24 protein-coding genes are annotated in these 25,243 nt (G+C 57.0%); 16 read left to right on the top strand and 8 right to left on the bottom strand.

The window, feature by feature from the left end; genetic code table 11:
- Position 1: 1 nt before the first annotated feature.
- Entirely contained in the window at positions 2-1,315 is a 1,314-nt protein-coding gene (locus ABVF61_RS06370) for an FNR domain-containing protein (protein WP_353992680.1), read from the bottom strand.
- The gene (locus tag ABVF61_RS06365; RefSeq protein ID WP_353992679.1) at positions 1,315-2,937 is read right to left on the bottom strand and encodes an AMP-binding protein; all 1,623 of its coding nucleotides are present in this window, start codon (positions 2,935-2,937) and stop codon (positions 1,315-1,317) included. The genes ABVF61_RS06370 and ABVF61_RS06365 overlap by 1 nt, the downstream gene beginning before the upstream one ends.
- 164 nt (positions 2,938-3,101) lie before the next feature.
- On the opposite strand from ABVF61_RS06365, the gene ABVF61_RS06360 reads away from it, so the two are divergent.
- Together ABVF61_RS06360 and ABVF61_RS06355 are read left to right on the top strand one after the other, a co-directional pair.
- A complete protein-coding gene (locus ABVF61_RS06360) occupies positions 3,102-3,914 on the top strand; it encodes a DUF6502 family protein (protein ID WP_353992678.1) in 813 nt (270 codons plus the stop codon).
- Positions 3,915-3,916: 2 nt separating this feature from the next.
- Complete coding sequence (locus ABVF61_RS06355) at positions 3,917-4,801, top strand: DUF5666 domain-containing protein (RefSeq protein ID WP_353992677.1); 885 nt, start codon at positions 3,917-3,919, stop codon at positions 4,799-4,801.
- A 56-nt stretch (positions 4,802-4,857) separates the two neighbouring features.
- Here the strand turns inward: ABVF61_RS06355 and ABVF61_RS06350 are convergent, their stop codons facing one another.
- Entirely contained in the window at positions 4,858-6,249 is a 1,392-nt protein-coding gene (locus tag ABVF61_RS06350) for an aminotransferase-like domain-containing protein (RefSeq protein WP_353992676.1), read from the bottom strand.
- Positions 6,250-6,360: 111 nt separating this feature from the next.
- Here ABVF61_RS06350 and ABVF61_RS06345 point away from each other — a divergent pair, with 111 nt between their 5' ends.
- Entirely contained in the window at positions 6,361-7,224 is an 864-nt protein-coding gene (locus ABVF61_RS06345; RefSeq protein WP_353992675.1) for a DMT family transporter, read from the top strand.
- A 31-nt stretch (positions 7,225-7,255) separates the two neighbouring features.
- Here the strand turns inward: ABVF61_RS06345 and ABVF61_RS06340 are convergent, their stop codons facing one another.
- Positions 7,256-8,896 (bottom strand): hypothetical protein, encoded by a 1,641-nt coding sequence (locus tag ABVF61_RS06340; protein WP_353992674.1) that lies wholly within the window; start codon positions 8,894-8,896, stop codon positions 7,256-7,258.
- Positions 8,897-9,291: 395 nt separating this feature from the next.
- On the opposite strand from ABVF61_RS06340, the gene ABVF61_RS06335 reads away from it, so the two are divergent.
- Positions 9,292-13,074 (top strand): Ig-like domain-containing protein, encoded by a 3,783-nt coding sequence (locus ABVF61_RS06335; RefSeq protein WP_353992673.1) that lies wholly within the window; start codon positions 9,292-9,294, stop codon positions 13,072-13,074.
- A 129-nt stretch (positions 13,075-13,203) separates the two neighbouring features.
- On the opposite strand, the gene ABVF61_RS06330 is transcribed toward ABVF61_RS06335, so the two are convergent.
- Positions 13,204-13,959: a GntR family transcriptional regulator gene (locus tag ABVF61_RS06330; RefSeq protein ID WP_353992672.1), complete on the bottom strand. Its 756-nt coding sequence runs from the start codon at positions 13,957-13,959 to the stop codon at positions 13,204-13,206.
- A gap of 222 nt (positions 13,960-14,181) precedes the next feature.
- On the opposite strand from ABVF61_RS06330, the gene ABVF61_RS06325 reads away from it, so the two are divergent.
- The 9 genes from ABVF61_RS06325 to ABVF61_RS06285 all read left to right on the top strand — a co-directional run bounded on the left by ABVF61_RS06325 (position 14,182) and on the right by ABVF61_RS06285 (position 21,391).
- Positions 14,182-15,171, top strand: coding sequence for an ABC transporter ATP-binding protein (locus ABVF61_RS06325; protein ID WP_353992671.1), 990 nt, complete (start codon positions 14,182-14,184; stop codon positions 15,169-15,171).
- 61 nt (positions 15,172-15,232) lie between these two features.
- Entirely contained in the window at positions 15,233-16,525 is a 1,293-nt protein-coding gene (locus ABVF61_RS06320; RefSeq protein ID WP_353992670.1) for an ABC transporter substrate-binding protein, read from the top strand.
- The gene (locus tag ABVF61_RS06315) at positions 16,522-17,472 is read left to right on the top strand and encodes an ABC transporter permease (RefSeq protein WP_353992669.1); all 951 of its coding nucleotides are present in this window, start codon (positions 16,522-16,524) and stop codon (positions 17,470-17,472) included. The genes ABVF61_RS06320 and ABVF61_RS06315 overlap by 4 nt, the downstream gene beginning before the upstream one ends.
- Positions 17,473-17,474: 2 nt before the next feature.
- Entirely contained in the window at positions 17,475-18,314 is an 840-nt protein-coding gene (locus ABVF61_RS06310; protein ID WP_353992668.1) for an ABC transporter permease, read from the top strand.
- Positions 18,315-18,321: 7 nt separating this feature from the next.
- Positions 18,322-19,041, top strand: coding sequence for an aspartate/glutamate racemase family protein (locus ABVF61_RS06305; protein ID WP_353992667.1), 720 nt, complete (start codon positions 18,322-18,324; stop codon positions 19,039-19,041).
- Positions 19,042-19,160: 119 nt separating this feature from the next.
- Positions 19,161-19,487 (top strand): hypothetical protein, encoded by a 327-nt coding sequence (locus ABVF61_RS06300; RefSeq protein WP_353992666.1) that lies wholly within the window; start codon positions 19,161-19,163, stop codon positions 19,485-19,487.
- Positions 19,488-19,554: 67 nt separating this feature from the next.
- Positions 19,555-20,130 carry a L,D-transpeptidase gene (locus tag ABVF61_RS06295; RefSeq protein ID WP_502949932.1) on the top strand — a complete coding sequence of 192 codons (576 nt, stop codon included), beginning with the start codon at positions 19,555-19,557 and terminating at the stop codon, positions 20,128-20,130.
- Positions 20,131-20,151: 21 nt separating this feature from the next.
- A complete protein-coding gene (locus ABVF61_RS06290; protein WP_353992665.1) occupies positions 20,152-20,832 on the top strand; it encodes a L,D-transpeptidase in 681 nt (226 codons plus the stop codon).
- Positions 20,833-20,890: 58 nt separating this feature from the next.
- The gene (locus tag ABVF61_RS06285; RefSeq protein ID WP_353992664.1) at positions 20,891-21,391 is read left to right on the top strand and encodes a thioredoxin domain-containing protein; all 501 of its coding nucleotides are present in this window, start codon (positions 20,891-20,893) and stop codon (positions 21,389-21,391) included.
- A gap of 56 nt (positions 21,392-21,447) precedes the next feature.
- Here the strand turns inward: ABVF61_RS06285 and ABVF61_RS06280 are convergent, their stop codons facing one another.
- A complete protein-coding gene (locus ABVF61_RS06280) occupies positions 21,448-21,810 on the bottom strand; it encodes a nuclear transport factor 2 family protein (protein ID WP_353992663.1) in 363 nt (120 codons plus the stop codon).
- Between the two features lie 18 nt (positions 21,811-21,828).
- Here ABVF61_RS06280 and ABVF61_RS06275 point away from each other — a divergent pair, with 18 nt between their 5' ends.
- On the top strand, positions 21,829-22,227 hold the full coding sequence (locus tag ABVF61_RS06275; protein WP_353992662.1) for a response regulator transcription factor: 399 nt from the start codon (positions 21,829-21,831) through the stop codon (positions 22,225-22,227).
- A gap of 57 nt (positions 22,228-22,284) precedes the next feature.
- On the opposite strand, the gene ABVF61_RS06270 is transcribed toward ABVF61_RS06275, so the two are convergent.
- Complete coding sequence (locus ABVF61_RS06270) at positions 22,285-23,724, bottom strand: helix-turn-helix domain-containing protein (RefSeq protein WP_353992661.1); 1,440 nt, start codon at positions 23,722-23,724, stop codon at positions 22,285-22,287.
- A gap of 132 nt (positions 23,725-23,856) precedes the next feature.
- Between ABVF61_RS06270 and ABVF61_RS06265 the strand changes: the two genes are divergently transcribed.
- Both ABVF61_RS06265 and ABVF61_RS06260 read left to right on the top strand, forming a co-directional pair.
- The gene (locus ABVF61_RS06265; protein WP_353992660.1) at positions 23,857-24,168 is read left to right on the top strand and encodes a helix-turn-helix domain-containing protein; all 312 of its coding nucleotides are present in this window, start codon (positions 23,857-23,859) and stop codon (positions 24,166-24,168) included.
- 202 nt (positions 24,169-24,370) lie between these two features.
- Positions 24,371-24,802, top strand: a complete 432-nt coding sequence (locus ABVF61_RS06260; RefSeq protein ID WP_353992659.1) for a YqaA family protein — start codon at positions 24,371-24,373, stop codon at positions 24,800-24,802.
- 12 nt (positions 24,803-24,814) lie between these two features.
- Here the strand turns inward: ABVF61_RS06260 and ABVF61_RS06255 are convergent, their stop codons facing one another.
- Positions 24,815-25,051: a hypothetical protein gene (locus ABVF61_RS06255; protein WP_353992658.1), complete on the bottom strand. Its 237-nt coding sequence runs from the start codon at positions 25,049-25,051 to the stop codon at positions 24,815-24,817.
- Positions 25,052-25,243: the final 192 nt, after the last annotated feature.

Below are 25,243 nucleotides of genomic sequence, written 5' to 3'. Positions count from 1 at the left end.
ATCAGCTGTCCCAGATGGCGCCGTAGGCGGGGATGCCGAGCGCTTCCATGTCGTAGACCACCTTGCGTGTCAGTTTCTGGTTCGAAATCACGATGACCGCCTCGGCCCCGCTTTCGCGCACGGCCTGAAGTGCCAAAGCCGAAAGATCCGGTTTTCCGTGCGTATCGGTGTCCCAGATCAATGGATTTTCCGTATGGGTCTCAATTTCATTGATCAGGTCATCTCCGTAGGTTTTTCGGGGTGAACGGGTTGACCAGATCAGGCGGTTCGGCACCTTTCCTTTCAGAAGATGCGGCAGAATGGGGCCGATGCCTGAGCCTGTGCCCACGTAGACCACCTTCCTGAAAAGATCCTCGATGCGGGCAACTCCGCTCGTGGTGATGCCCTTGACCCAGACCTTGGACGGCGGGGTGTCAATAAAGTCGCCGGTCCAGTCTCCCGCACGGGAAATCGCGAGCCGATAACCCGGTTCATTCGGCGCGGGAATGTTGGCAAAGGAGTGATACTCGCCGAAGGGTGTGTGACTGATTGCGTTCGAGCTACCGGCAAACGGGGTGTCGCCATAGTTGAAACGGGCCAGCACGACGTGGTTTGAAGGTTTGACGATTTCAACGTTCACCCGCTTCAGCGTGAGCCAGGGCGAGGCGATGGACAGGGTTATCAGGCACAGCATCCAGAAGGCCGGTGTGCTCGTCAGAACGACGCCCATGTCTCCGGAAATCGAGACCGTCTGCGCCCAGAAGAGGGCCAGCACGGTCCAACCGACAAAGCGATGGATCTTTTCAAACGCATTGTGGAACTTCGCCCGGAAGCGGCTGAGAGCCGTCAGGATCATCAGCGTCATGAGTGCCACCATGAGACCGCTCAAACCCAAGGTAATGCCAGAAACCTGCGCATTGCCGGACTGCCAGCCTTGGGCCATCGCATAGAGCAAAAACGCGAACCAGAGCGTGCCAATAACCGTGCCGCCATAGTGCAACCCGCCAAAATGAAAGACTTTACCGGCGCCCCAGCGGATCCACAAAGGCCAGGAAACAGGGATACGGGTCGCCAGCCAGAACAGGACATTCACGACCCTTTGCTGGCGGATCAAGATACCCAATGAGAGATTGATGAGTGCCATGTCGGCGATCCTGTCCAGGCGAAAGGCCTGGCCATCATACCAATGGCCATTTTGAACGCCTGCCGCGAACACCGTCAGATTGGCAAGCGCGACAATCACGAAAAGCCTCCGGTATTCCATCAGGGCGGGATGTCGTGTCACCCGGCGCCAATTCGGCGCGGCGTAGGAAAGGTCTGTTGCTTGTGACGCCATCAGTTCAGCTCCACCCCTTCGCCGGCGATATGGGTTTGGGCGAGTTGGTGCAGCAGGCGCTTGTCCAGTTTGCCGCGCGGGGTGCGCGGCAGCTCGGGCAGGGGCAGCACGACGGTTGGCATGCAATAGTAAGGCAGGCTTTCATTGACCTGTTCCCGCGCCTTTTCAGGACAGGCGGTTGCCGGTGAGATGAAACTCACCAGGTTGCGGTCATCGAGCTTCAACGTGACCGCTCGGACACAGCAGTCCGCGCGCTCAAGCGCATTCGACACGCCGTCGAGCTCGACCCGGAACCCCCGGATTTTGACGAGGTCGTCGACCCTTCCGAAATGTTCAAGTTCCCCGGTGTCCGTCCAGCGACCAAGGTCCCGGGTGCGGAACATCATGTGGCCCGGCCGGAACGGGTCGGGGCGATACCGCTCGTCGGTGAGTTTCCGGTTGGCGAGATAACCAGCCGTTACGCAGTCGCCTCCGGCCCACATCTCGCCCTTTTCGCCGATCGGGAGGGGCTGCAGATCGTCATCCAGAATATAGACGGTGTTGTTGGGTGTCGGGCTGCCAATTGACAGCACGTCTTTTTCCGGAAAATGCGCCTCGGCAGTATTGATAATCGTCGTCTCGGTCGGCCCGCAGGAATTGTAGAAGATACAAAACGAAGACCATTTGTCTGCGAGCGAACGGGGGCATGGTTCGCCTGCGACCGCGGCGACCTTTACCTGCTGACAACGTGCGTGGTCGAGAGACGCGAGAATGGACGGCGTCGCGACGATGATGTCGACTTCTTCAGCCGTTTCCTGAATGGATTTTCCGCGAATTACGAGCGTTGCGCCGTTCGAAAGAGCACCCAGGATTTCCCAGGCTGCCATATCGAAGGCAATCGAAAGGATCTGACCGACCTTCAGTCCCGGGCGCATACCGAGACCTCCGGGTGCGGTCAGGAGAATATTGGCAAGATTTCGGTGCGTGACCTGCACGCCATTCGGAACGCCCGTTGTGCCCGACGTGAACAGGATCATCGCCAGATCGTCCGGTTCAACCTGCTGCAGGAAGAGGTCCGGTGCTTCAGGGCTCGAGCTCTGGCCGGCGAGCACATCATCGATCGCAACCAGTTTCTGGTGGGGCTGAACCGGAACCTGGTCAGCCATTTCGCCAAGGGTGAGAAGCACCTTGGCGTTGGTGACTTTGGAAATGTGAAGCAGGCCCTTTTCCGGCGCAACGCCAACATGTTGTGGCACATAAGCTGCGCCGAGTTTCATTGCGGCGACGATACCGACCACCATTTCGAGCGACCGGCGAAGATAAAGACAAACAGCGTCTCCGCGCCTTACGCCGTGCTCAAACAGGACCGCAACCAGCTTGTTGGAGGCCTGATCGAGTTCCTGGTAGGTCATGGTTTCGCAACCGCATTCAACGGCGATCGTGTCGGGTTGTGCGCGCAGCCAGTAGGCGATGGCCGCCGAAATTGTGGCGTGGCGCGGCGATACTTTGGCGCCCCAGCCGAATTCAAGGAATTTCTCGCGATCTTCCGGAGACAGGCACGCCAGAGGGTTTGAATGAAACTGAGGGATAACGGGATTGACTGGTTGTGACCCGTTCAAGGCATGAAGCGAAAATTCCGGCATGGCACCCTCCCATTTGTTTGAAGCGGTTTCATTATTAATGGGAATTTTTCCCATTTTGTGTCACGTTCGTTAAACTCCTTTTCACGAAAATGTTGAACCCCCTGGGGGCGCAAGTTTTGGATTGAGTGCTAGATACTTAGGCTGACAGAGCTGTATGGATTAATATGTCGACTGGACCGAAGGACCCGTTTGAAATCGCGCTTGCCGATTTGCTAATACCCCTGGCAAAGGCAATGGTTGCGCGTGGGGTCACTGTCGCAACGGCGACGGAGGCGTTGAAGAAATCCCTGGTCACAGCTGCCGAGGAAAGCTCCGAAGATGGACTGAGCGACAGCAAGGTCAGCGCGCTGACCGGCATCCACCGCAAGGATGTCAAACGGTTGCGCAGCGACGAAGAGACCGTGCCCGCCAAACGCAGTTGCAGTGCAGCGGCGCTCATTATCGGCTACTGGTCGACCTCGCCGGAATTTCAGTCGGAAAACAATGCGCCGCGTGAACTCAGCCGAAAATCAAAGGATGGCCAACCCGGGTTTGACGATCTTGTGCGTCTGGCAAGAATAGACATGGCGCCCGGAACAGTTTTGCAGACGCTCCTCGACCAGAAGCTCATATCCGCGTTGGCAGACGGAACCTACAGGCTTTTGGGTGACGCATTTGTGCCGACGGCCGGAAGCGCCGAGCAGGTCGCCGCCTACCGGGCCACCTTGTCCGCACACCTGGCCGCCGCGACACACAACCTTATTGCAGGTGACGATACGCCCCGCCATTTCGATCGTGCCGTACGATATTCACATTTGTCTGCTGCATCGGTGGAAGAGTTGCGCGCCCTATCGTCAGAAAAGGCACAGCAGTTTCTTCAAACGATCAACGCAAAGGCACGCCAGTTGCAGGACCGGGACGAGGACGACAATCAGACAGGCCGGTTTGTGGCCGGTACGTACATCCTGCCGACGCTTCCAGAAGACAAGGAAGGGTGACAGTGCTCCTCCGTATCATTGCAGTTGCTGCCATTGTTTTCAGCGTGCACCCGGTATTAGCCGAAGAAAAGGAAGAACGCGAAGGCGGCATCGTCGGCACGGGGATTGTGGGTGAAATCACTGAACTCGGCAGTATCCTGGTCAATGGTCAGAAGATTGAAATCGCCAGCGACTTGCCCGTGATGGGGTCAGTCCCAGACATTTCCGCTGGCGCACTCAAACCGGGACAGACGGTGGCAGTCGTGGCAGCTCTGGAAGGCGAGGCGTGGCGGGCGCTCGGTATCCGGCAGGTGCTTCCACTTGTCGGGCCCGTGGAAGCGGTCGGCGACGGATCCCTGAGCGTCCTGGGTACGACCATCGACCTTGGAGCACTGGCGATTACAGTGAATGAAGGGGATTGGGTTGCGGTCAGCGGTTTCTGGCGTTCGGAGCGCATACTCGTAACGGCGATCGAGCACTTGCCGGACTGGCAAGGACCTGCCCAGGTAAGCGGAACATTCTTCGAAACAGACGGGGTTTTGCCTGCAAGGATAGGAGCCAGCGAAATTGCAGGGATAGATCCTCAACACATTTCTTCGGGAGCGTTTGCCCATGTTACTGGCACACCAATTCCCGGCGGGATTGACGCTAGCCGGCTTGAAACAACGCTTTTTGATGCTCCGGTCGGTATCATCCAGGCCGAGGGGTTCTTCTCCGACCCCGAGCCGGATGGACTTTACACCGTCCTTGGATCCGGACTGATATCCTACACGGATCGCCCCGAGATGGTTCAATCCGGAACCCGGACAATTCAATGCGGTGCCAACGGCAGGCTGGGTGTTTTTGCTGTCAACGATCTGTCGTCGGAACAGATCGAAACCATCCGCAGGAAACTGGATTGCCTTTAAACGCGCAGTCCGGATAAGTGGAGACAGACCCTCAGAACAAAGCTGGTTTTGCGCGATCACTGTCGTGCATTTCCGACGAGGTCTGCGAGAATTTCAAAGCACATCGGGTCCTGCATCTGGCTGACGTTGAAGCGCATGAATGTCTCCTTGTCCAGCGCTGCGGAAAAGACGTTTCCTGGCGCAAGCACCAACCCTTTTTGGAGGGCCGCACGGGCCACCTCCGTTGCGTTGTGCCCGTCCGGAAGCTCACACCAGACAAGGAAGCCACCCCGTGGCATGACCCATGGTGAAATACCGAGCGCACCGAGGCGGTCGATGACTTCATCGCGTCTGGAGACCAGCCGGGCTTTCAGAGATTCCATGTGCTTGCGGTAACTGCCGTCGGTCAGAACAGCGTGAAGAAGGCCGGCTACCATGGGGCTGGGACCGCTGAAATTGGTGGCAACCTGCATGTCGGTGAGTGCCTCGATCCAGTCGGTTCGCGCGGCGATGTAACCGCACCTGCAGGCGGCCGAGAGTGTCTTTGAGAAACTGCCGACCCTCAGAACACGATCCAATCCGTCCAGTGCAGCAAGACGTGGAGAAAGCTCCGGTTCAAACTCGGCGAAGATATCATCCTCGACCACTACAAGATCATGCGCTTCGGCAAGCGACAACACGCGGTGCGCGATGGGCGCGGAAATCGTCGCTCCCGTTGGGTTGTGAAGGGCCGAGTTGGTCAGATAGAGGCGCGGGCGATGCTCTTTCAGAGCTTGTTCGAATTTTGCCAGATCAGGTCCGGTGCGCGTATAAGGCACGCTCCTTATCGATATCTGGTGCGCACGCAGCAGCGCCTGGAAATTGAAGTAGCAAGGATCATCGACAAGAACCGTGTCCCCGGGACTAAGCAGCATGCGGCAGACAAGATCCAGCGCCTGTGAACCGGAACCAGTCAGAAGAACCTGGTCCGGGCCGACAGCGACACCCTGGTCGTAAAGCCGCTGAGACAGAAGGCGGCGCAACTTCGCATCTCCCCTTGCGCTGCCATAGTTTGTCAGGATGTCGATATCTGCTGTTGCCATTGACCGCATCGCCTTGCGCAAGCTGGCAACAGGCATCCAGTCGGCAGGAAGCCAGCCGCATCCCGGCTTGGGAACATCTTCGCCTGTGTCGAGCGACTGCCGCGCCACCCACAATGGGTCTATCTCGCGTTCCAGCTGGGGACCTGTTTCCGCGACCGCAAAGGGTTGCGGCTTGTCGGCAACGAAAAACCCGGCACCGCGACGCGCATGGATCAAACCTTCCGCGGCCAGTAGATCGTAGGCCTCCACAACGGTTGAAGGGGAAACGTCAAGTCGCGCCGCACAACTGCGAATGGACGGCAACTTGTCTCCTGAGGCGATCGTCCGGGACGTGATCCGGCGCTTGATGTCGTCCATGACCCATTTGCGACGTTCGGCCAGCTTCATGAAACCTTCTCTGTATGGATGTCATTGGCAGTACAGTTTTTCCATATTGTACTGGTTTGTATCTGTTGGCGCCATCCCATCGACGCTACAAAAACAAACATGAAATTGAGCATGACAGATACTTCGTTTGCGGGTTGGGGCAGCGGCTTCCTGGGGGTGTTGATCTTCAGTGGTTCTCTGCCGGCAACGCGTGTTGCAGTCGGCGCGCTTGATCCGATGTTTCTGACGTCGGTGAGGGCTGTAATTGCTGCTTTGCTGGGATCTGCGATGCTGATGGTGTTCCAGCAACCCAGACCGGAAAGATCCGATCTTTTGTCCCTCGTGATCGTCGCAGCCGGTGTGGTCGTCGGTTTTCCGCTGTTGACCGCAATTGCGCTTCAACACATCACAGCAGCCCATTCGATTGTCTTCATCGGCCTGCTTCCCCTTGCGACCGGCATTTTCGGCGTTCTGCGCGGTGACAAGAGACCAGAACCACTGTTCTGGATTTTTTCCGTGCTGGGCAGTCTGGCCGTTGCAGGTTTCGCGCTTCAGCAAAACAGCGACGTCTCGCTACTTGGGGGTTCTCTCATGATTGCGGCGATACTTGCCTGCGGTCTCGGTTACGCGGAAGGGGCGCTGCTTTCCCGGCGCCTCGGCGGTTGGCAGGTGATCTGCTGGGCCCTCGTCCTAGCGCTGCCCCTGATGCTGGTCTTCGCTCTCTTCTTTAAGCCGGACACCCTGGCGGGACTGTCGGTGCCCGTCTGGATCAGCGTCGGCTATGTCTCGCTTTTTTCCATGTTAATCGGCTTTTTCTTCTGGTACCGGGGGCTCGCACTGGGTGGGACAGCCGGGGTCGGTCAGCTGCAACTGCTCCAGCCTTTCTTCGGCCTGATCCTTTCAGCCCTCCTGCTGTCGGAACCGACGCCTCCGCTCATGATTGCGGTGACCGTTTTCGTCGTCCTTTGTGTTGCCGGCGCGAAACGGTTCTCGTAAGATCAGCTTGCGTAGTACCGGGGTGCGTGCTTCACGCCGCCTTGGCCTTGCTGCGGCAATAGCAAGACGCGTGGACCGGGACAGTTGCGCGGGCAGCCGCCTTGTCCAGCAGCAGCTTGACATGCCGGGCTTCCGTCAGCTCGCCGCGTCTGACCAGGCACTCATGCAGACCGTGAAGGCTCCAGATATTTTGGGGGTGCTGACAGGCGCGCGCCAACGTGTCGTCTAGTCCGAGATCCGCGCGGTAAACCGCTTCGGCTTCCTCAAAACGGTTGTCTTCCAGAAGCAGAGCGCCAAGGGCGTGCCGTGTCGGCTGCATCCAGCCCCAGGGTTCGTCATAGAGCAGCGCATCGTCGAGCTCCACGGACCGGCGCAGATGTACCAGCCCTTCGTCGCGCTTTCCGGACTTGAAGGCAAATTCGCCGTCCATCATCGCCTCACCGATTGCCAGGACTGCATCTGCAGTGTTGTTGAAGACCATCCGGCTTTCCGGCACTGCCTTTCTTGCAGCAACCGCGCGTTCGCGCTCCTGTGCCGCGTCGTCAAGGCGGCCCAGATTGGCCAGGGCGACGGCGCGTGCCTGATGGATCGCCGCGGTGGTGTAGCAGTAGAGTTCCCTGTCATCAGGGAACGGTTCGTCCAGAATTTCGCTCCACTGGCCGAAGCGGACCATGACGTGGATCTTCTTTCCATAAAAGGATTCAAACAGATCAGGCATGAAGCGAACGATTTCATCCGGCAGCATCCGCATCAGTTCTTCAGAAGCTGCGAGCGCCTTTTCCGGCTGGCCGAGAAACATCGCACCATAAGCCTCGAAGTGGACGTTATGGATGCGGTAAAGCGTGTAGAAATTCTGCGGCCCGGCGATTTCCTCGTATTTGCGGTCGACTTGTGCGGCCCGGTGGTTGCGCCAGACAACATTCTGATATTCGCCGCAAAGGACATCGATATGGGTCGCCATATGGCACAGATGCCCGCTGTCCGGCACCAGGTCGACGAGACGATCGCCGTGCTTGAGGGCCTTTTCGGGGGTCGGCGACATTTCCATGAGATGGATATACATGTGCAGAAGACCCGGATGGTCCCATGCGGCAGAATTGCTTTCAAAGGCGGTTTCGAGCGCTGCTTGTGCCTCCAGAGTGGACGCTCCTTCTGCCGGACAACCGTTCGGGAGATCCCAAAGCTGCCAGGGCGAGCGGTTCATCAGCGCTTCTGCAAAAATCGTCACGACATCGAGGTCGCTTCTGTGGGCTGAGTACACCTGACGCATCGCATCGGCAAACGCATCATGCCAGGGCAGGTAGTCCTCAACGGCCGGGTCCTCCGGAAAGCGTTTGCCGATGGCCTCGATCAACGCAATTTCGACGGGCTGCAGCTTGCCGGAGCAAGCAAGGCCTTTCTCGACGATCTCCGCGGCCTGCTTCAAAACGGCAACGCGCTCGTCTGGTTCAAAGAACTCCCACGGCTTGTTGTAATTCGGGCCGATGGCATAGGCGAGGCCCCAATGTGCCATGCCACATTCGGGGTCGATCTGAAGGGCTTTTTCAAAACACTCTGCTGCGGCCTCGTGATTGTATCCGTAGAGCCAGACCAGACCTTTATCGAAAAGGCGCTGTGCGTCCTCACAGGTCGTCGAGACCTTCCGGGAATAGGTTCCAAGGTCGAATTCCATGTCAGCGCCTCCCACAGTGTGTCGGGCCCACCAAAGATCTGGCGGTCTCGGCAGTGGTCCCTGTGCTTATTCAGATGGTTGATTGCCCCAACGTCAAGTTACGATTTGATCCCGTCTTCCAACCCGGTTCCAGGCACGGTTTCGTTGAATTTGGTTTGGCTTTGCACGGAAATCTCAACGTTCGCAAGAACATGTGTGCCGTCGCCTGTGTGGCGAACGCTGTATTCGTATTCTGTGTTCATCTATCTGAAAAATATGGAATAATTCTAAACTTGAATTTTTTATTCAAATTTTATCGAAGGTTGATTGACAACTCATGCATTGAGAAATAATTGGACCCAAACCACCCAGCAGGCTCGCCAGGCAAATATGTTCAATCAGTTTGGGAGCCTCTCATGGCACGCCTTATTTCGCGCGTTCAAAACGGCGTACTGGTCGGAGACCAGCGCCTGGATCAACTCTTGCTTCTTCAGGATCTCGACGGCGACGGCGCTGCGAGCAGTGCAGGCGAGACGACGGTCTTCTTTGATGAGACCAATGCGTCCGGACTCACCCTGCCAACCAACAATGTCTTCACGGTTCATCAGTCCAGGGACAAGTCCGTCTATATAGGTGACGGCACTGCCGATGCGGTCTTCAAACTGAATGATTTGAACAATGACGGCGATGCGCAAGACGCCGGCGAAGCCAAGGTCTGGTTTTCGGCGGAAAACGCCGCCGGGTTCTCAACGATTACGCCGAATGGCATCTATGAAGGCGGCGACGGTGCCATCTACGTTACAAACGCCGGCACGTCGTCGACGCCCCAGGATGCGATTTACCGCACAGTCGATTTGAATGGAGACGGAGACGCAAACGACGAGGGTGAGGCAACCCTCTGGTTGGACGTGCAGACCGTCATCGACACGGCAGTTCCGTTCGACATAAGCTTTGACGGCGATGTCGCCTATCTGAACGACCTGACCGGCGCTGCGACTGATGCAATCTACCGGATCGAGGACAAAAACGGCGACGGAACGATCCAGGACGACGAGGTCACGACCTTTATTTCCGACGATATGAATTTCGGCGCACCGGTCGATATCGCCAACGCCACTTCCGTTGACGGTTCCCTCTACACGCTTACCTGGTTTCCTGAATTCGGTGAAGAGCTGAAGCTCTACAGGCTGACAGATCTGGACGGTTCAGGCCAGATCGACGATCAGTCCGAGGCAGTTGAAGTCTGGAACGCCTCGGCGATGCCAGAGGGCTTCGGCGCTGAGATCGGCTTTTCCGTTGCTGCCGACGAAGACGGCAACCTTTCGCTTACTGCCAACACGTTCCGTGCGGCGAACAACGTCGTCCGCCTCAGCGACTTGAACGGTGACGGCGACTATCTCGATGAAGGTGAAACCAGCGTTTTCGGTTCCTCCGACTTTGACGGACAACTCAACAGGCCGCGTGCGGTCGAGTTTTATGAAGGCAAGGCCGAAGTCACCGTCGCAACAGCCGGGGCTGGCAACCATTTCTCTGTCTTCCTGGATACGGAAAAAAACACACTCTACACCTCCGGTGAGAATGTCGTCGGCCAACTCGGCATCGGGACGACCGGTTTTGACGTGAAATCCCCTGTTGAAGTTGCGATGCCGGAAGGTTTCGACAGCAAGATCGTGTCCGTTTCGGCCGGTCTGCTTCACACCACCTTCCTGACTGAGGATGGTGACGTTTACGCCTTCGGCTTCAACAATCGCGGGCCACTTGGAACCGGTGACGAAGAGACGCGCACGACGGCGACATTGGTCGAGGATCTCGACGATGTGAACATCGTCATAATCGAAAACGGCAATGGTGTTTCCTACGCGATTTCCGATACCGGAACCCTTTATGCGTGGGGAACGAATTCAAACGGGCAGCTTGGGCTGGGCGATCAGGAAGAACGCCTTGAACCGACCGTTGTGGAAGCATTGTCGAACGAAACCGTCGTCCTCGTGTCGTCCGGAACCGCGTTCACGCTCGCGCTGACTGCCGACGGTCAGGTCTGGGCCTTCGGCAGCAACACTGACGGACAGCTTGGATCACCGGATGCCCTGGAAGATGACGGCACACCTGCGCGCCGGTCTGTTGAGCCGGTCCTGGTCGAAGGGCTACCAGGCAACATCATTTCCGTTACTGCGGATACGAAAACCTCCTATGCCGTAACAGCCGACGGTCGTGTCTTCGGCTGGGGTGAGAGCCGTTACGGGCAGCTGCTTCAGGGCACGGACAATGGCGACGGCACCTTCACTGCGGATACTGCGGATGTCCTCTCACCGATCGAACTGGACGGACTTCCGGGCAATGTCGTTGAGGTCAAGGGCGGAGCCCGCTGGGGAGCGGCATTGACTGAAGACGGTGATGTCTACGTGTGGGGGCCGAATGACGAAGGCCCGAGTGGTGGGCTTGACGGCGACCCGGGACTTGAATCTGATGCCTTCTTCTATCCGACGCTGATCCCGCAACTCGACGACGTCAACATCGTCGAACTCCATACCGGACCGAACTCGCTGATCGCGGTTGCGGACGATGGCTCGATCTTTACCTGGGGCTCGAATTCAGACGGCAGGCTGGGCTTTTCGTCCGACGGTTCGGTCTATTTCCCGGTCGAAATTTCACTCACGGGAGACGCAGATCCGTTTCTTGTTTCAGCCTCGCCAGCGGACAACGAACGCGACGTTCCGAATGACAGCGCCCTCGTTCTCGAATTTACCGAGGAGGTCGAGGCCGGTAGCGGTTTCATTACCCTCGTTAACCGGGATACCGGTGAGCGTACACCGGTCGATGTCACGGATGAACGGCTCGTACAATTCAACGGCAAGGATGTTCTCGTGACGCCGTCTGAACATCTGAAGGCTGACGATCGCTATTATGTCGAAATCACCGAGGGTGCATTTGTTGACTTTGACGGAAATCCTTTCGAAGGGATCTCTGAAGGGGACACGTCCACCTTCAATTTCACGACAGCTGATGATCCGGCACCTTCTGAACCGGTTGCAGGCACAGAGCAGGACGAACTTTTGCGCGGAGGTGCCGATGATGACGACATCAGTGGTGAAGGTGGTGATGATATCGTTTCAGGTGGCCTTGGAAACGACACGCTGAATGGCGGTGAAGGAGATGATGATCTTCTGGGCGGCGAAGGGGATGATCGGCTGCAGGACGGTAGCGGCATCAATCTGCTTGATGGTGGCGAGGGCAATGATGCTGCCGACTATTCGCTGCAATCCTCCGCTGTTTATGTCCGCATGGATCAGGGATGGGTAACAGATCTTGCGAACAAGTCGCTTGGATGGGCAGCCCTGACGCAGGGAATCGCCGCCAACACGATCGAACATGATGATCTGGTGAATATCGAGAACATCATAGGGTCGGCATTCGGCGACCAGATCGTTGGTGATGCCGGAAACAACGAAGTTCGCGCAGGCGACGGCAACGACTATGTTGCAGGCCTTGGCGGGGACGATGACCTCTTTGGTGAAGAGGGTGACGACCGGTTGATCGGTGGCAGTGGTTCAAACCTGCTTGATGGCGGTGAGGGCACGGATACGGCGGACTATTCGCAAGAAGCGGAAGGCATCTATGTCCGTCTTGATCAGTCCTGGGAAACCTCGCTGGGCAACAAATCGTTGGGCTGGACAGCACTCACGACCGGGATTGCGTCCGGCACGATCGAACATGATGACCTTGTCAGCATTGAGAGCATTGTCGGGTCGAATTCAGCCGATATCATCGTGGGCAACGGTGCATCAAACAGTATTTTCGGCCGCGATGGAAACGATCTGCTTTCCGGCTTAGGTGGAAACGACACGCTCCTGGGCGAGAATGGCAATGACAAGTTGTTTGGGGGTGTTGGAAACGACAGGCTGGATGGCGGGGCTGGGAATGACCTGCTCGTCGGTGGGGCCGGTTTTGATATTTTCGTATTCACCAGTGGCAATGACGTTGTCCAGGACTTTGATCCATCCGTTGGCGAAGAGGTATCTGGTGCCGATGGCGATCTGATCTCGATCTCGTTTGCCGGTATATTCGACTTTGACGACGTGCTTGCAACGGCGTCTCAGGAAGGCTCCGATACCGTGTTCACTTTGAGCGAAACCGATAGCCTGACCCTGCAAAACACGTTGCTAGTGACGCTCGAAAACGACGATTTTCAGTTCATCTGATTGGTGCCAAGATATAGGGGGAGCGGATATCCTGCTCCCCGCTATCAGACCTCCAGGCAAAGTTTGAGCCTGTTCTACTGCTGTAATAGCGTTGTGTCGTAAGTCTTCTTGTTGGCAAGACGCGGTGTCTCAGGCGGGTTTTAAAGCGTCCGCGAGAGATGAACTCGGTTCTTTCTTCTCTCTCAAATCCAGCCCGGAATGAAGATCAATTATGTGACTTTTCTGGATCTCTTCAGCGCCTGGGCCGTCCTTCTCCGAAAAAGCTTTCATGAGCGCATGGTGCGCATGGCTTTCGCAGGTCGTGTCAGCACGCCGCCAATAAAGAGCAATGATCAGCGACGATCTGGAAATGAGAGACCGGACCATTTGAGACAGGACCTGTTGGTCGGCGATATCCGCTATGGCGATGTGAAATGCACCCGACAATGACAGCGCTTTGCCCATGTCCCCGGAATCAAGTGCGGCGTGCTCTGCGTCGAGATGCTTTCTCAGCTTTTTCAGGTCCGCCGTCTTCATGGCCTCTGCGGCGAGGCGGGCAATGCGGGGTTCGATGAGCGCGCGCGCTTCGAACACTTCCTGGGCTTCGCGGATGCTGGGCCGCGATACGAATGCACCGCGATTTCGCGCAATCGTCACAAGACCGGAATGCGCGAGCGCCTGGAGCGCTGCGCGCACGACTGTCCGGCTCGCGCCATAGATTTCACCAACCTCGTCTTCCGACAGTTTCATGCCTGGAGATAAGCGGTGCTCCAGGATCGCCGAGTGCAGTTCAAGACAAATGTCGAGCGTGCGTCCGGGTGGAAGCGGAAAGGTCTCGTGCGTCGCGGCGGCGCCAAACCCATCTTGAACCGTTATCGATCTGGCCATGGAGTTGTCATCATGCATGTGCTGTTCGTGCCTAATCTATAGCGCCGCATGTGTCCGATCGCAAACGTAATTGTATACAATTTTTCATCAGTTCGTATTTAAAATGATTAATTTTTGTGCGCGTTTGTGTGAGGCGTGGTGACGCTTTTGTCAGGAAATGGCAGAAAACCGCGGTTCGTTTCGATTGGCACGCGAAATGCAGATCTGTGCGTGACTTCGCGAGACGCAAAGGTGTGCCTGATGAGAAATACCGAAGACCTCGAACTGGTCGCAACGACCAAGCGCTATGGGGAAACGGTTGCCGTCAACGCGATCAGTCATCGGTTCAAAGCCGCAACATATTCCTGCCTCCTGGGCCCGTCCGGATGCGGCAAATCCTCCACCTTGCGGATGATTGCGGGCCATGAGCATGTCAGCAGCGGCGACATTCTGCTGGGCTCCACCAATATCACCGATCTTCAGCCTGCCAAACGCGGTACGGCGATGATGTTCCAGAACTACGCGCTGTTTCCTCACCTGAGCGTTGTCGACAACGTTGCCTTTTCGCTCAAGATGCGCGGTGTCGACAAGTCGACGCGCCGGGCACAGGCGCACGAGCGTCTCGAGCTTGTCGACATGGCAACCTATGCCGACCGGCTGCCGTCACAACTTTCGGGCGGTCAGCAACAGCGTGTTGCCCTTGCGCGTGCACTTATCACGGAACCGTCGGTTCTACTCCTTGATGAGCCTCTGTCGGCCCTTGATCCGTTTCTTCGGATCCGCATGAGGCTGGAGCTCAAGCGGCTTCAAAGGGAGCTTGGAATTTCCTTCATACACGTAACCCATTCGCAGGACGAAGCGCTGGCTCTGGCCGACGAGATAATCGTGATGAATGACGGTGTGATCGAGCAGGCTGGGGCTCCGCGGGAGGTTTTCAATACGCCGGTCACCGAGTTCGTTGCCCGGTTTATCGGCGGCCACAATGTTCTGCATGTCGATGGAGCGCCGGTCGCCGTGAGGGCCGACCGGTTGAAAGTCGAGAAGTCGGCTGGCGAGACTTCAGGCGTCGAAGCCAGTGTCAGGGATGTCGAGTATCAGGGGTCGTCAGTGAACCTGGCTCTTGCTGTCAACGGTTTTGGTGACCTGACAGCGGCTCTTCCAGACCAGATTTTTTTCAATGACCCAATCGAAATTGGCGCGACCGTCTTCCTGTCCTGGAAGCCTGAGGATGCGCATTACCTGGCGGCTTAGAACGCCGCCGAAAAGCCCGAACTGAAGGGCCAAGACCTCCAAGGGGATGAGGAGTAGAGCAATGACAAGTAAAGCAGACAGGAAGGGCGTCAGCCGCCGGAGCATTCTCAAGGGCGGCGCGGCCGCCGCAGGTGCCGCGCTCGGCTCCGGCGCCGTGACCGGATTTCCAACAATCTGGGCCCAGAACATCAAGGACGTGACACTGCGCCAGTTCGGCACCGGTGTGTCGAACCTGAACGAGGTTGCGGCGAAGGTAAAGGAAGATCTCGGCTTCACGCTTGAGATGACGGCACTGGACAGCGACAGCGTGACCCAGAGAGCGGCGACCCAGCCGAAGTCCTTTGACATTGCGGACATCGAATACTGGATCTGCAAGAAGGTCTGGGGTGCCGGCAATCTTCAGCCGATGGAAACGTCCAAGATCAAGAACTACGACAAGATTGTCGGTATTTTCAAAAGCGGCAAGCTGACACCGGAATCGACGATTGCTCAGGGAACCGCGCCGCACACCGTCGGCTTCGTCGACGGCCCAGACGGCAAGACCTTCATGCCCGAAGAAACAGGCTGGATGACCCTGATCCCGACAATCTACAACGCCGACACGCTCGGTATCCGGCCTGACCTGATCGGCCGCCCTATCGAAAGCTGGACTGAATTGCTGAACCCGGAATTCAAGGGCAAGGCTTCCATTCTGGATATTTCCTCCATCGGCATCATGGATGCGGCGATGGTGTGTGAAGCCATGGGTGAAATCAACTATGGCGACAAGGGCAACATGACGAAGGAAGAGATCGACCAGACCATGGCGATCTTCACCGAGGCCAAGAAAAACGGCCAGTTCCGCGCCTTCTGGAAATCGTTCGATGAGAGCGTCAACCTCATGGCGTCGGGCGAAGTCGTCATCCAGTCCATGTGGTCACCGGCGATCACGGCGGTCCGCTCCAAGGGTATCCCGTGTGTCTATCAGCCGCTGAAGGAAGGCTACCGGTCATGGGGCGGCGGTATCGGTCTTTCCAAGAATCTGTCCGGACTCGAGCTGGATGCGGCCTATGAATACATCAACTGGTATCTCGACGGCTGGGTCGGCGGATTCCTCATGCGCCAGGGCTATTACTCCGCCGTTCCGGAAACGTCGAAGAACTACATGTCCGAAAACGAGTGGGGCTTCTGGTTCGAAGGCAAACCGGCAACGGAAGACATCGTCAATCCGTTCGGCGACGTCATGGAAAAAGCCGGTTCCGTCCGCGATGGTGGTGCGTTCCTGGAGCGCATGGGCGCCGTTGCCTGCTGGAACGCCGTCATGGACGAAAATCAGTACATGGTGCGCAAATGGAACGAGTTCATCGCAGCATGATGAATTCACAAGCAGCTTCCTGCCCGGCGGAAGGCCGGGCAGGGGGCGACAGGGAAGCTTCTTCCAATACTGCCAAGACACGACGCCTGGACCCGTCCAGGCTGGCCGAGCGTGTCAGCTGGTTCCTGGCGACGCCGCTCGTCTTCATCCTCGGTTTCTTTTTGCTGCTGCCGATCGCGATCATCGTTGTGGTCAGCTTCTGGAACTACAATGAATGGTCCTTCTTTCCGGATTTCGTTTTCGACAATTACATTTTTCACCTGACCTCGCCGGTGACCCTGGCGACCTATCTGAAGACGCTCAAGTTCATGGCCCTGACCTGGGTCTTCTGCGCTGCGATCGGCTTCACGATTGCCTATTTTCTCGCGTTTCACGTTCAAACACTGCCGATGCAGGTTGCACTCTTTCTGTTGTGTACGATCCCGTTCTGGACATCCAACATCATCCGCATGATTTCATGGATTCCCTTCCTCGGACGGAACGGAATTGCCAACTCGACGCTGATCCAGATCGGCGTGATCGACGAGCCGCTTGAGTGGCTGCTTTACTCCGATTTCGCGGTCGTGCTCGCGTTTGTGCATCTCTATGCGCTGTTCATGGTGGTTCCAATATTCAACACCATGATGCGCATCGACAAATCGCTGATTGAAGCTGCACGCGATGCCGGGGCCAGCGGTGTTCAGATTCTTTTCAACGTCATCCTGCCGCTGTCCAAGCCCGGCATCATGATCGGCTCGATCTTCGTCGTAACGCTGGTGATGGGTGACTTCATCACGGTCCGGCACATGTCCGGCGGCCAGAGCGCTTCCGTCGGTCGGATCATCTCAAACGAAATATCCCTACTGCAATATCCGGCAGCCGCTGCATCCTCCGTTGTTCTCCTGTGCACGGTTCTCTTGATGATCGGCATCATGATGCGCTTCGTCGACATCAGAAAGGAGCTTTGATCATGGAACCCAGAAGCCGCTCCTTTTACGCTCTTGCCGCCTTCTTCGTGCTTTTCCTGCTGTTTCTCTACGGACCTGTCGTCACGATCGGGATACTCTCGTTCCAGGGGCCCCAAGGGGGGCTGACCTTCCCGATGAATGGTGTCTCGCTGCACTGGTTCTACGATCTTTTCGAAGAGCAGGCTGTTGGCGATATCTGGGGCTCGTTTCGAAGGTCGCTTCTCTTGGGCCTGATGGTGATGAGCGTAACGGTGGTGGTGTCGGTCATGGGCGGGCTTGCGTTCCGGAACCGGTTTCGCGGTTCGAGCCTGCTCTTCTACGTGATCGTCGCCAGTCTGATCATTCCGTCCATTCTCGTGTCGCTCGGCGTTGGGCTGATCTTCAATATTCTCGACTGGGAGGTGCACTGGTCGACCTCCGGATTTGGTGCGCAGCTCACCTGGACGCTTCCGTTCGGGCTATTGATCATGTTCGCCGTGTTCAACCGGTTCGACAAATCCTACGAGGAGGCAGCACGAGATCTGGGAGCGACCTCGTGGCAAACGATCCGGTTCGTGGTTCTTCCGATCATTGCGCCCATGCTGATTGGTGTCGCGCTGTTCGGCTTCACGCTTTCCTATGATGAGTTTGCAAGAACGCTTCTGACCAGCGGATCCTACAATACGTTGCCGCTGGAGATTTTCGGCATGACGACCAATGTCACATCGCCCGTTCTCTACGCGCTTGGAACCCTGACGACGGTGTTTTCGCTCATCATCATCGGATCCTTCCTTGGAGGATTTGCCCTGTTGCGCCGCAGGCAGGCGCGTCATGGGTCGGATGCCGGACAGGGCATGGTGTGAGATCTCGATGAAGCCTGCCCCAAAACACATCCTGATCGTCAATCCCAATACGACGGCGTCGATGACGGAGAAAATCGGGATTTGTGCGCGGTCCGTGTCGGCAGCTGAAACCCGGGTTACGGCCGTGAACCCCGTGTCCGGACCCGCGGCGATCCAGGGCGCGGATGACGGCGAAGCGGCGCTGCCCGGGCTCTACGCGCTCGTCGATGAGGCCATGTCGTCAGGGATCAGATATGATGCCCTGATCATTGCCTGCTTCGACGACACCGGTCTTTGGACCCTCAAGAAACGCTTGAATATACCTGTCCTTGGCATCGGCGAAGCGGCCTATCATCTGGCAGCCATGAGTGCGGAAAGGTTCTCCGTCGTCACTACATTGCCGGTTTCGGTTCCGGTGCTGGAAGATAATCTGCAGCGCCAGGGCCTTGCCCATCGATGCGGCAAAGTCCGTGCTTCAAGCGTGCCCGTGCTGGAGCTTGAAGAGGCGGGCTTGGACGCAAAGCGCAAAATCCGGAGCGAGATTGCCAAAGCGCTTGCCGAGGACGAAGCCGGCGCCATTGCACTCGGGTGCGCCGGGATGGCGGATCTTGCGCGCGAATTGGCTGAAGAATTCAAGATACCGGTTATCGACGGGGTCGCGGCTGCCACCCGTTTCGCGGAAGTTGCGATCGATCTCAGCCATATGGAGACGGTGCATGACCGCGACTCGCTTGAATTCGAGCCGTGAATGGCAGTGGCGCATGTGCCAGCAAGCGCTTCGAGGAGGTCAGATGCTCTCGCGCTCCTCACAATAGTGTGAAGCTGCGTGTCTAGGTTTCGTTAACCCGCTTCGGTAAATTGTTGTTCATGTTCCGGATTTTACTCATTGTCGGCCTTTTGATCGCTGGCGTGCAACAAGGCTTTGCACGCGGCACTGTCGATGTGTCTGAAACCGAAACACAGGTGATCATGTCTATGGACCAGGCGGTTTCGCAATTGTCGGAAGACGCGTGTTGCGATGAACAGCCGGTGGCCGAAACCAAACCTTCGTTCTGCAAGAATTCCGAATGCAAGGCTGTTATGGCATCCGTCCTGTCCGTTTCCTTAAAGGAGCAGGATCACCCTGATTGGGTCACTCACCGTAGCCAGGCCTCTGCGCAGAAACGGCTGGAACCCAAGCCACCCAATTCCTGACATTCCGAACGAAGCGGTGAGCCGACGCGCTCACCCACTAAGTATTGGAATTTCAGGAGATATTATCGTGTTGAATAAACGGGATTTGCTGCTCGGTGGAGCAGCTGCGCTATTGGTGGCGCAGCCTGGCCTTGCCCGGGCGCACCACACCAAGAAATACAAGAATTTCAAACTCGCACCGCAATATGCGCCGCAGCGCGTGTTCTTTTCAATGAACTACGCGCCCGGAACGATCGTGGTCGACCCGCGAAATCACTATCTGTATCTGATGGAACGCTGGGGCCGTGCGCGCCGCTATGGCGTCGGTGTCGGCAAGGCCGGGCTGGCCTTTCGCGGACAGGCGACCGTTGAGCGCAAGGCCGAGTGGCCGCGCTGGACGCCGACAAAGAATATGATCCGACGCGAACCGCAAAAATATGCACGTTATGCCGAGGGTGTTCCAGGCGGGATCAACAATCCGCTCGGCGCGCGCGCGCTTTATCTCTATAAGAACGGCCGCGACACGTATTATCGCATCCATGGCACCACTCAGCCCTGGTCGATCGGACGTTCAGTGTCGAATGGCTGTATCCGCATGATCAATGACCATGTCATCGATCTGTACACACGCGTTCCCCTTGGAACGCAGGTTGTGGTTCTTTAGCGCGATCCGGATACATCATCGATGAGTAACTTCGTGACACGGCGTGGCGTGCTTCGTGGCGGGTTTGCATTGGCCGGCCTGACGCTTGCGGGCTGTTCAACAACGACAACCAGCCGAACTCCGGTTGAAGCACCTGAGCAGCCGCGTGTAGATGCCAGTTTCCTGCAGAACTACGGTCCCAGATCGCAAGAACAGTTTCCGCTTCCGGCAATCGACCCGAGGGTGCTTGCGCCGAAATTCAGGCGCCAGCGCATTTCTTATCGCAGCAGCGAGGCCCCCGGGACGGTCATCGTCGATACGAGGGATTTCTACCTCTATCTTGTCGAACCAAGCGGAACGGCGATGCGATACGGCGTCGGTCTTGGCCGTCAGGGGTTCGAGTGGTCCGGGCGTGCACGCATTGCCTGGAAGCGCCCCTGGCCGACCTGGACACCGCCGGATGAAATGATTGCGCGCGAGCCTGAACTGGAGAAGTACAGTGCTCGCAACGGCGGCATGCAGCCCGGGCTGGGTAACCCGCTCGGTGCAAGAGCCCTCTACATTTTTCAGGGCAATGTCGACACGCTCTACCGGCTTCACGGCACCAACGAACCTGCCTCAATCGGCAAGGCGGTGTCCTCCGGCTGCGTTCGCCTGATCAACCAGGATGTCATCGATCTCTACGACCGGGTCAAACCGGGTGCTGCAATTGTCGTGACCTGATTTTTGTGCGCGCGGGCCAGCAACCTGTGTCCCGCGCAAGCCTTTCAAAAGGTGAATTATGAAAAAGCAACGCAAGTCTCCAAAAGCCCGGGACAAAAGGTCCCGGCAGTCCGCCGGCGCACCGTCAAAAGGGCAGACCGATCAAGGGAGGCGGAACTTCCTGCGCCTCGGCCGGAACATCGCCATCGGTGCCATTCTGGTGGGTGGCACAGGTTATGTTTTCGCAAGCAACCACGTGAACATGCGTCATGAGCATGACCTTACACGTGTCGGCAACGGCCGCCCGACGATCGTGCAGATCCATGATCCCCAGTGTTCACTGTGCAGATCCCTGCAAGCCGACGCCCGAAAAGCGCTCGATATGTTCGAGGAAGAGCAGCTCAACTACGTGGTTGCCAATATCCGGACTGCCAAGGGCAAGACCTTTGCCAACCGGTATGGCGTGCCGCATGTCACCCTGCTCCTCTTCGACGGGAAAGGTGACCTGCAGGAAGTACTGCAGGGACAGCGTGGTGCCTATGAGTTGAGAAACCATTTCCAGAACCTGCTGGACAGCTAGCGGACTGTGACGGGTGCTGCGGCGGCTAGGCTACCAGGCTTTCCTGCGGTCTTGCCTCAGGGCATGTCGAGCGTAGTGACCAGGGAGACAATCTTGCCGTTTAAAACGGTGAAGACATTGGTTCCGCTGCCGCTGCCGCCCGGTATGGCCTGGGAATAACAAGTCCATTTGACCGTGATGGTTTCAGCTTCGACTTCAACCGCGCCAAGATTGATGACGGCGTCGCTGAAGTCTTCGCTTCGACTTGCCGCAAAAGCTGCCAGAATGGCGTCGCGTCCGCGATGAGGCTCCGACTGACCGGAGAAGGGTTCGGAATACACCGCGTCATCGTCAAAGAATGAGCCAAGTATCTCAGCGCCGGAGGGCCCGGCTTGCATTGCCAGAAAGAAGTTTGCAATGTCCAGGGGCAGCTTGCTCATGAAGGAGACCTTTCACGGATGACGGTGGATGCTGAGGTGGTTGACGCGTTGAAAAACGCATTGGACGATCTGCGGGAAACGCCGCAAACGCCTATTCCCGTCTCGGTCATTGAAGCTCTGGCGCCGCTTGCGGAACGCGGTGCGAAACTGAAGATCGACCTGGAGGCCAGCCGGACAATCGGAGCGCCGCTGATCACGGTTGTCCGCGAAGGCGGAGATCCGGCCTTTCTTGCACTGCTCACGCCTCGCCAGAAGGAGGTTGCCCGGCTGATCATCGCTGGCAAGTCAAACAGGGAAATCGCAAAAGAGTTCGGCATTAGCGTCGCCACTGTAAAGGATCACGTACACGCGGTTCTGCAAAGGCTGAACCTTCCGTCACGGCGCGCGGTGATGACGGCAGCGCGCGCAACACAGTGACACTAACTGTGGGTGATTTGACGCACAATCCATCCGAAGATGGATACAGGGCTGCATCTATTCGGCAGCCTTGACCCGATAAGGAACGATGCCGCGCTGCCCAGGATCGATGAAGGGTTCTTTGCCAATTGCCGGAAAGGCCCGCTGATCACAGTCGTCACGCGGGCAGATGCGGCAGTTCACTCCAATCGGCTCCGGTTCGGCGACTTCATTCACAGCCAGGCCATCGGCGTAAACAATGGCGTCAGCATATTTGACTTCGCAGCCGATGCCGAGCGCATACCGGCGTTCGCCGGTGTGATAGTCCGGCTGGTGTTTGGTGACACTGGTCGCGATGCACAGATACTCTACGCCGTCGGGCATCTGCGCGATCTGGGCGGTAAACTTGTTGGAGTTCTGTTCAAACGCCTGGTGAACGTTCCAGCGCGGGCAGGACCCGCCGAAACGCGCAAATTGAAAGCGCGTTGCGCTGTGCCGTTTGACGACATTGCCGGCGCGGTCGATTTTGACGAAATAGAACGGAAGACCATTCGCACCCGGCCGCTGAAGGGTCGACAGTCTGTGGCACACGGTCTCGATGCTGGCATCCATCGTGTTCGACAGAAGCTGAATGTCGTGCCGGCATTTCGTCGCCGTTTTCAGAAAATCGTCGTAGGGCAACAAAAGCGCGCCGGAAAAATAGTTCCGCAGGGCGAGGGTCGCGATACTTTCGGCCGAACCGGTTCGAAAACTCGCGCGCCTGACTTCCTCGGCAACCAGATCCTTCACACACAATTCCGCAATTACCGATCCCAACAGAAAATTTTTGGTTGACTGGGGAACCGCCCGGTAGATCGAAATCGTTCGCGTATATTCCTGGTGACGGATAAGGGTGCCCTCGTAGTCTTGCCGCTGCTCCACTGAAATGTCGAAGCGCTGGCGGAGCCAGCCGGTCAACCGGTCAAATTTGTCCTCACATGCGTGAAGCCCGATCTCGTGTACGAGCTTTTCGGCGGCGCGGTCGAGACTGTCGACATAGTTGTCGGTGTAATGGAAGAAATCCCGCACTTCGTCATAGGCCGATTTGCGAATACCACCTGCAGCGGTTTCCTCCCCGCCCATCTGAACAAGATCGTCTTCAAGCACATCCCTGTCATGGTAACTGCGCAAAGCGCCGTAAAGGTCCATGATCGCCTGGGTTACGGCGGGTGCCCGGGTGACAAGTTCCTGTATTTCCTGCCGGTTCACCGAAGACGTATGAAACTGTGTATCGGCGAAGACTTCCTGCAGATCCTGAACAACCCGGTCGAGATCGTTCTTTTCGAAGGCGGCCAGATCGACGCCGAAAATGCGGTTGATGGTGAGCAGGACGGATGCGGTGACCGGCCGGTTGTTGTTTTCGATCTGGTTGACATAAGCTGTTGAAAGGCCGACTTTTTTGGCGAAATCGGTTTGAGAAAGACCGAAGTCTGACCTGATCTGCCGAAGCGTGTGTCCTGAGTAGAGTTTCCTGTTCATCACTTGACCCGGTGAGCAAATTGCAAAATCTTAGCTATTTTCTGTCAGCACTTTAACATTTTACAATATACTCTCTTTGGATGAAAGTGAGCGCATCAAAAAATTGGAAACGCTCTAGGTAGGAACATCGTGATGAACGCTCATTTTGCTCTCGACACACACACTGCCCGGACCGGACATGACGAGGTCTTTTCGGGTGCCGCGCGCGCAATGCAGTCCCTGAGCGACAAACTGACAAGCCGTCAGCTCGAAATTCTGCTGCTTTTGTGCGAAGGCAAAGTCAACAAGCAGATCGCTTATGAGTTGGGTGTGTCCACTGCGACAGTGAAAGTGCATATCCGCAATGCGATCACCCGTCTTGGTGCCAAGAACCGCATGAATGCGGTCGCAATCGTCGCTGCCAACAGCGCCATTTTCAGAAACGCGCAGTTTCTCGCAAGCTAATCTGCAATCCGGATGAATGATTGTTCGGGTGGTAATCTGAAGACCGCACGGATCGCTCGTAAATCCGAAGAGATACGGCACGCTTTAAGCTGGTGCCCGATCCCTCGCGGAACCCTTTGGTTCGTTAAACAGGGCACGCCTGTTCGTTTCGCCGAACAGGTGCTTGCCTCTTTGTCCGGTGTGCGTATATCCAACCGGCATCATGAGTGTCAGTCTGATCGGCCTATTCGGCGTATCTTTTCTTGCAGCGACCTTGCTGCCCGCGCAATCCGAGTTCGGACTGGCAAGCCTCATCTATCTGGAAAGTGAACCTGTGACCGTTCTGGTTCTCGTCGCCAGCCTCGGCAATACGCTGGGATCGGTCGTAAACTGGGGGATCGGGCGTGGTGCTGCCGCCTATTCGCACGCCAAGTGGTTCCCCGTAAGTGTCGAGAAACTGGAAAAAGCGACGCGGTGGTACCACCGCTATGGACGCTGGAGTCTTTTGTTGAGCTGGGCGCCGTTTATCGGAGATCCGTTGACGCTTGCCGCCGGGGTGCTCAAAGAGCGGTTCTGGCCATTCCTGATCCTGGTGGCCATCGCCAAAACCGGAAGATACGTTGTTGTGGCCGCGATCACGCTGGGTGCGATCTAAGGCCACCGCGCATTAGATGCCGTGTCCGGGGCTTTGCGTTTGCCCGTCACCGGTCACCGGTTGCTCAATCGCAGGACCGCGCGGATCCGGGCTGTCTTCTGCATCGGAACTCGCCATTGCGGCTGCCGCGACCAAAGCAATGGCAAGCACCATTCCCAGAAAGATTGCCTGCAATAGGGGTTTTGCATCGCGCAAGTCACTGCGGCCGGAAACGGATTTCCGGTGGGAAAGGTCTTCAGTCTTTGCCATTGTCAGTCTTATTCGGTTTCTTATCGTTCGTGTTTCTAACCGTCTTGATCGATCGCCCGGGTAAGATCGTCATAAAGCCTCAGACCCAATTGACGGGTGACTGCAGCCATTACAACGAAAGCAATCAGAGGAAGAGCCAGGAGTGGAGCGACCGCGAGAGTCATCAACATCAAAAACGCTATAGCGAGAATA

It is taken from the genome of Roseibium sp. HPY-6 (genome assembly GCF_040530035.1).
In the GTDB taxonomy this organism is placed as follows: Bacteria; Pseudomonadota; Alphaproteobacteria; order Rhizobiales; family Stappiaceae; genus Roseibium.
This window is presented reverse-complemented; position numbering and strand designations above follow the sequence as displayed.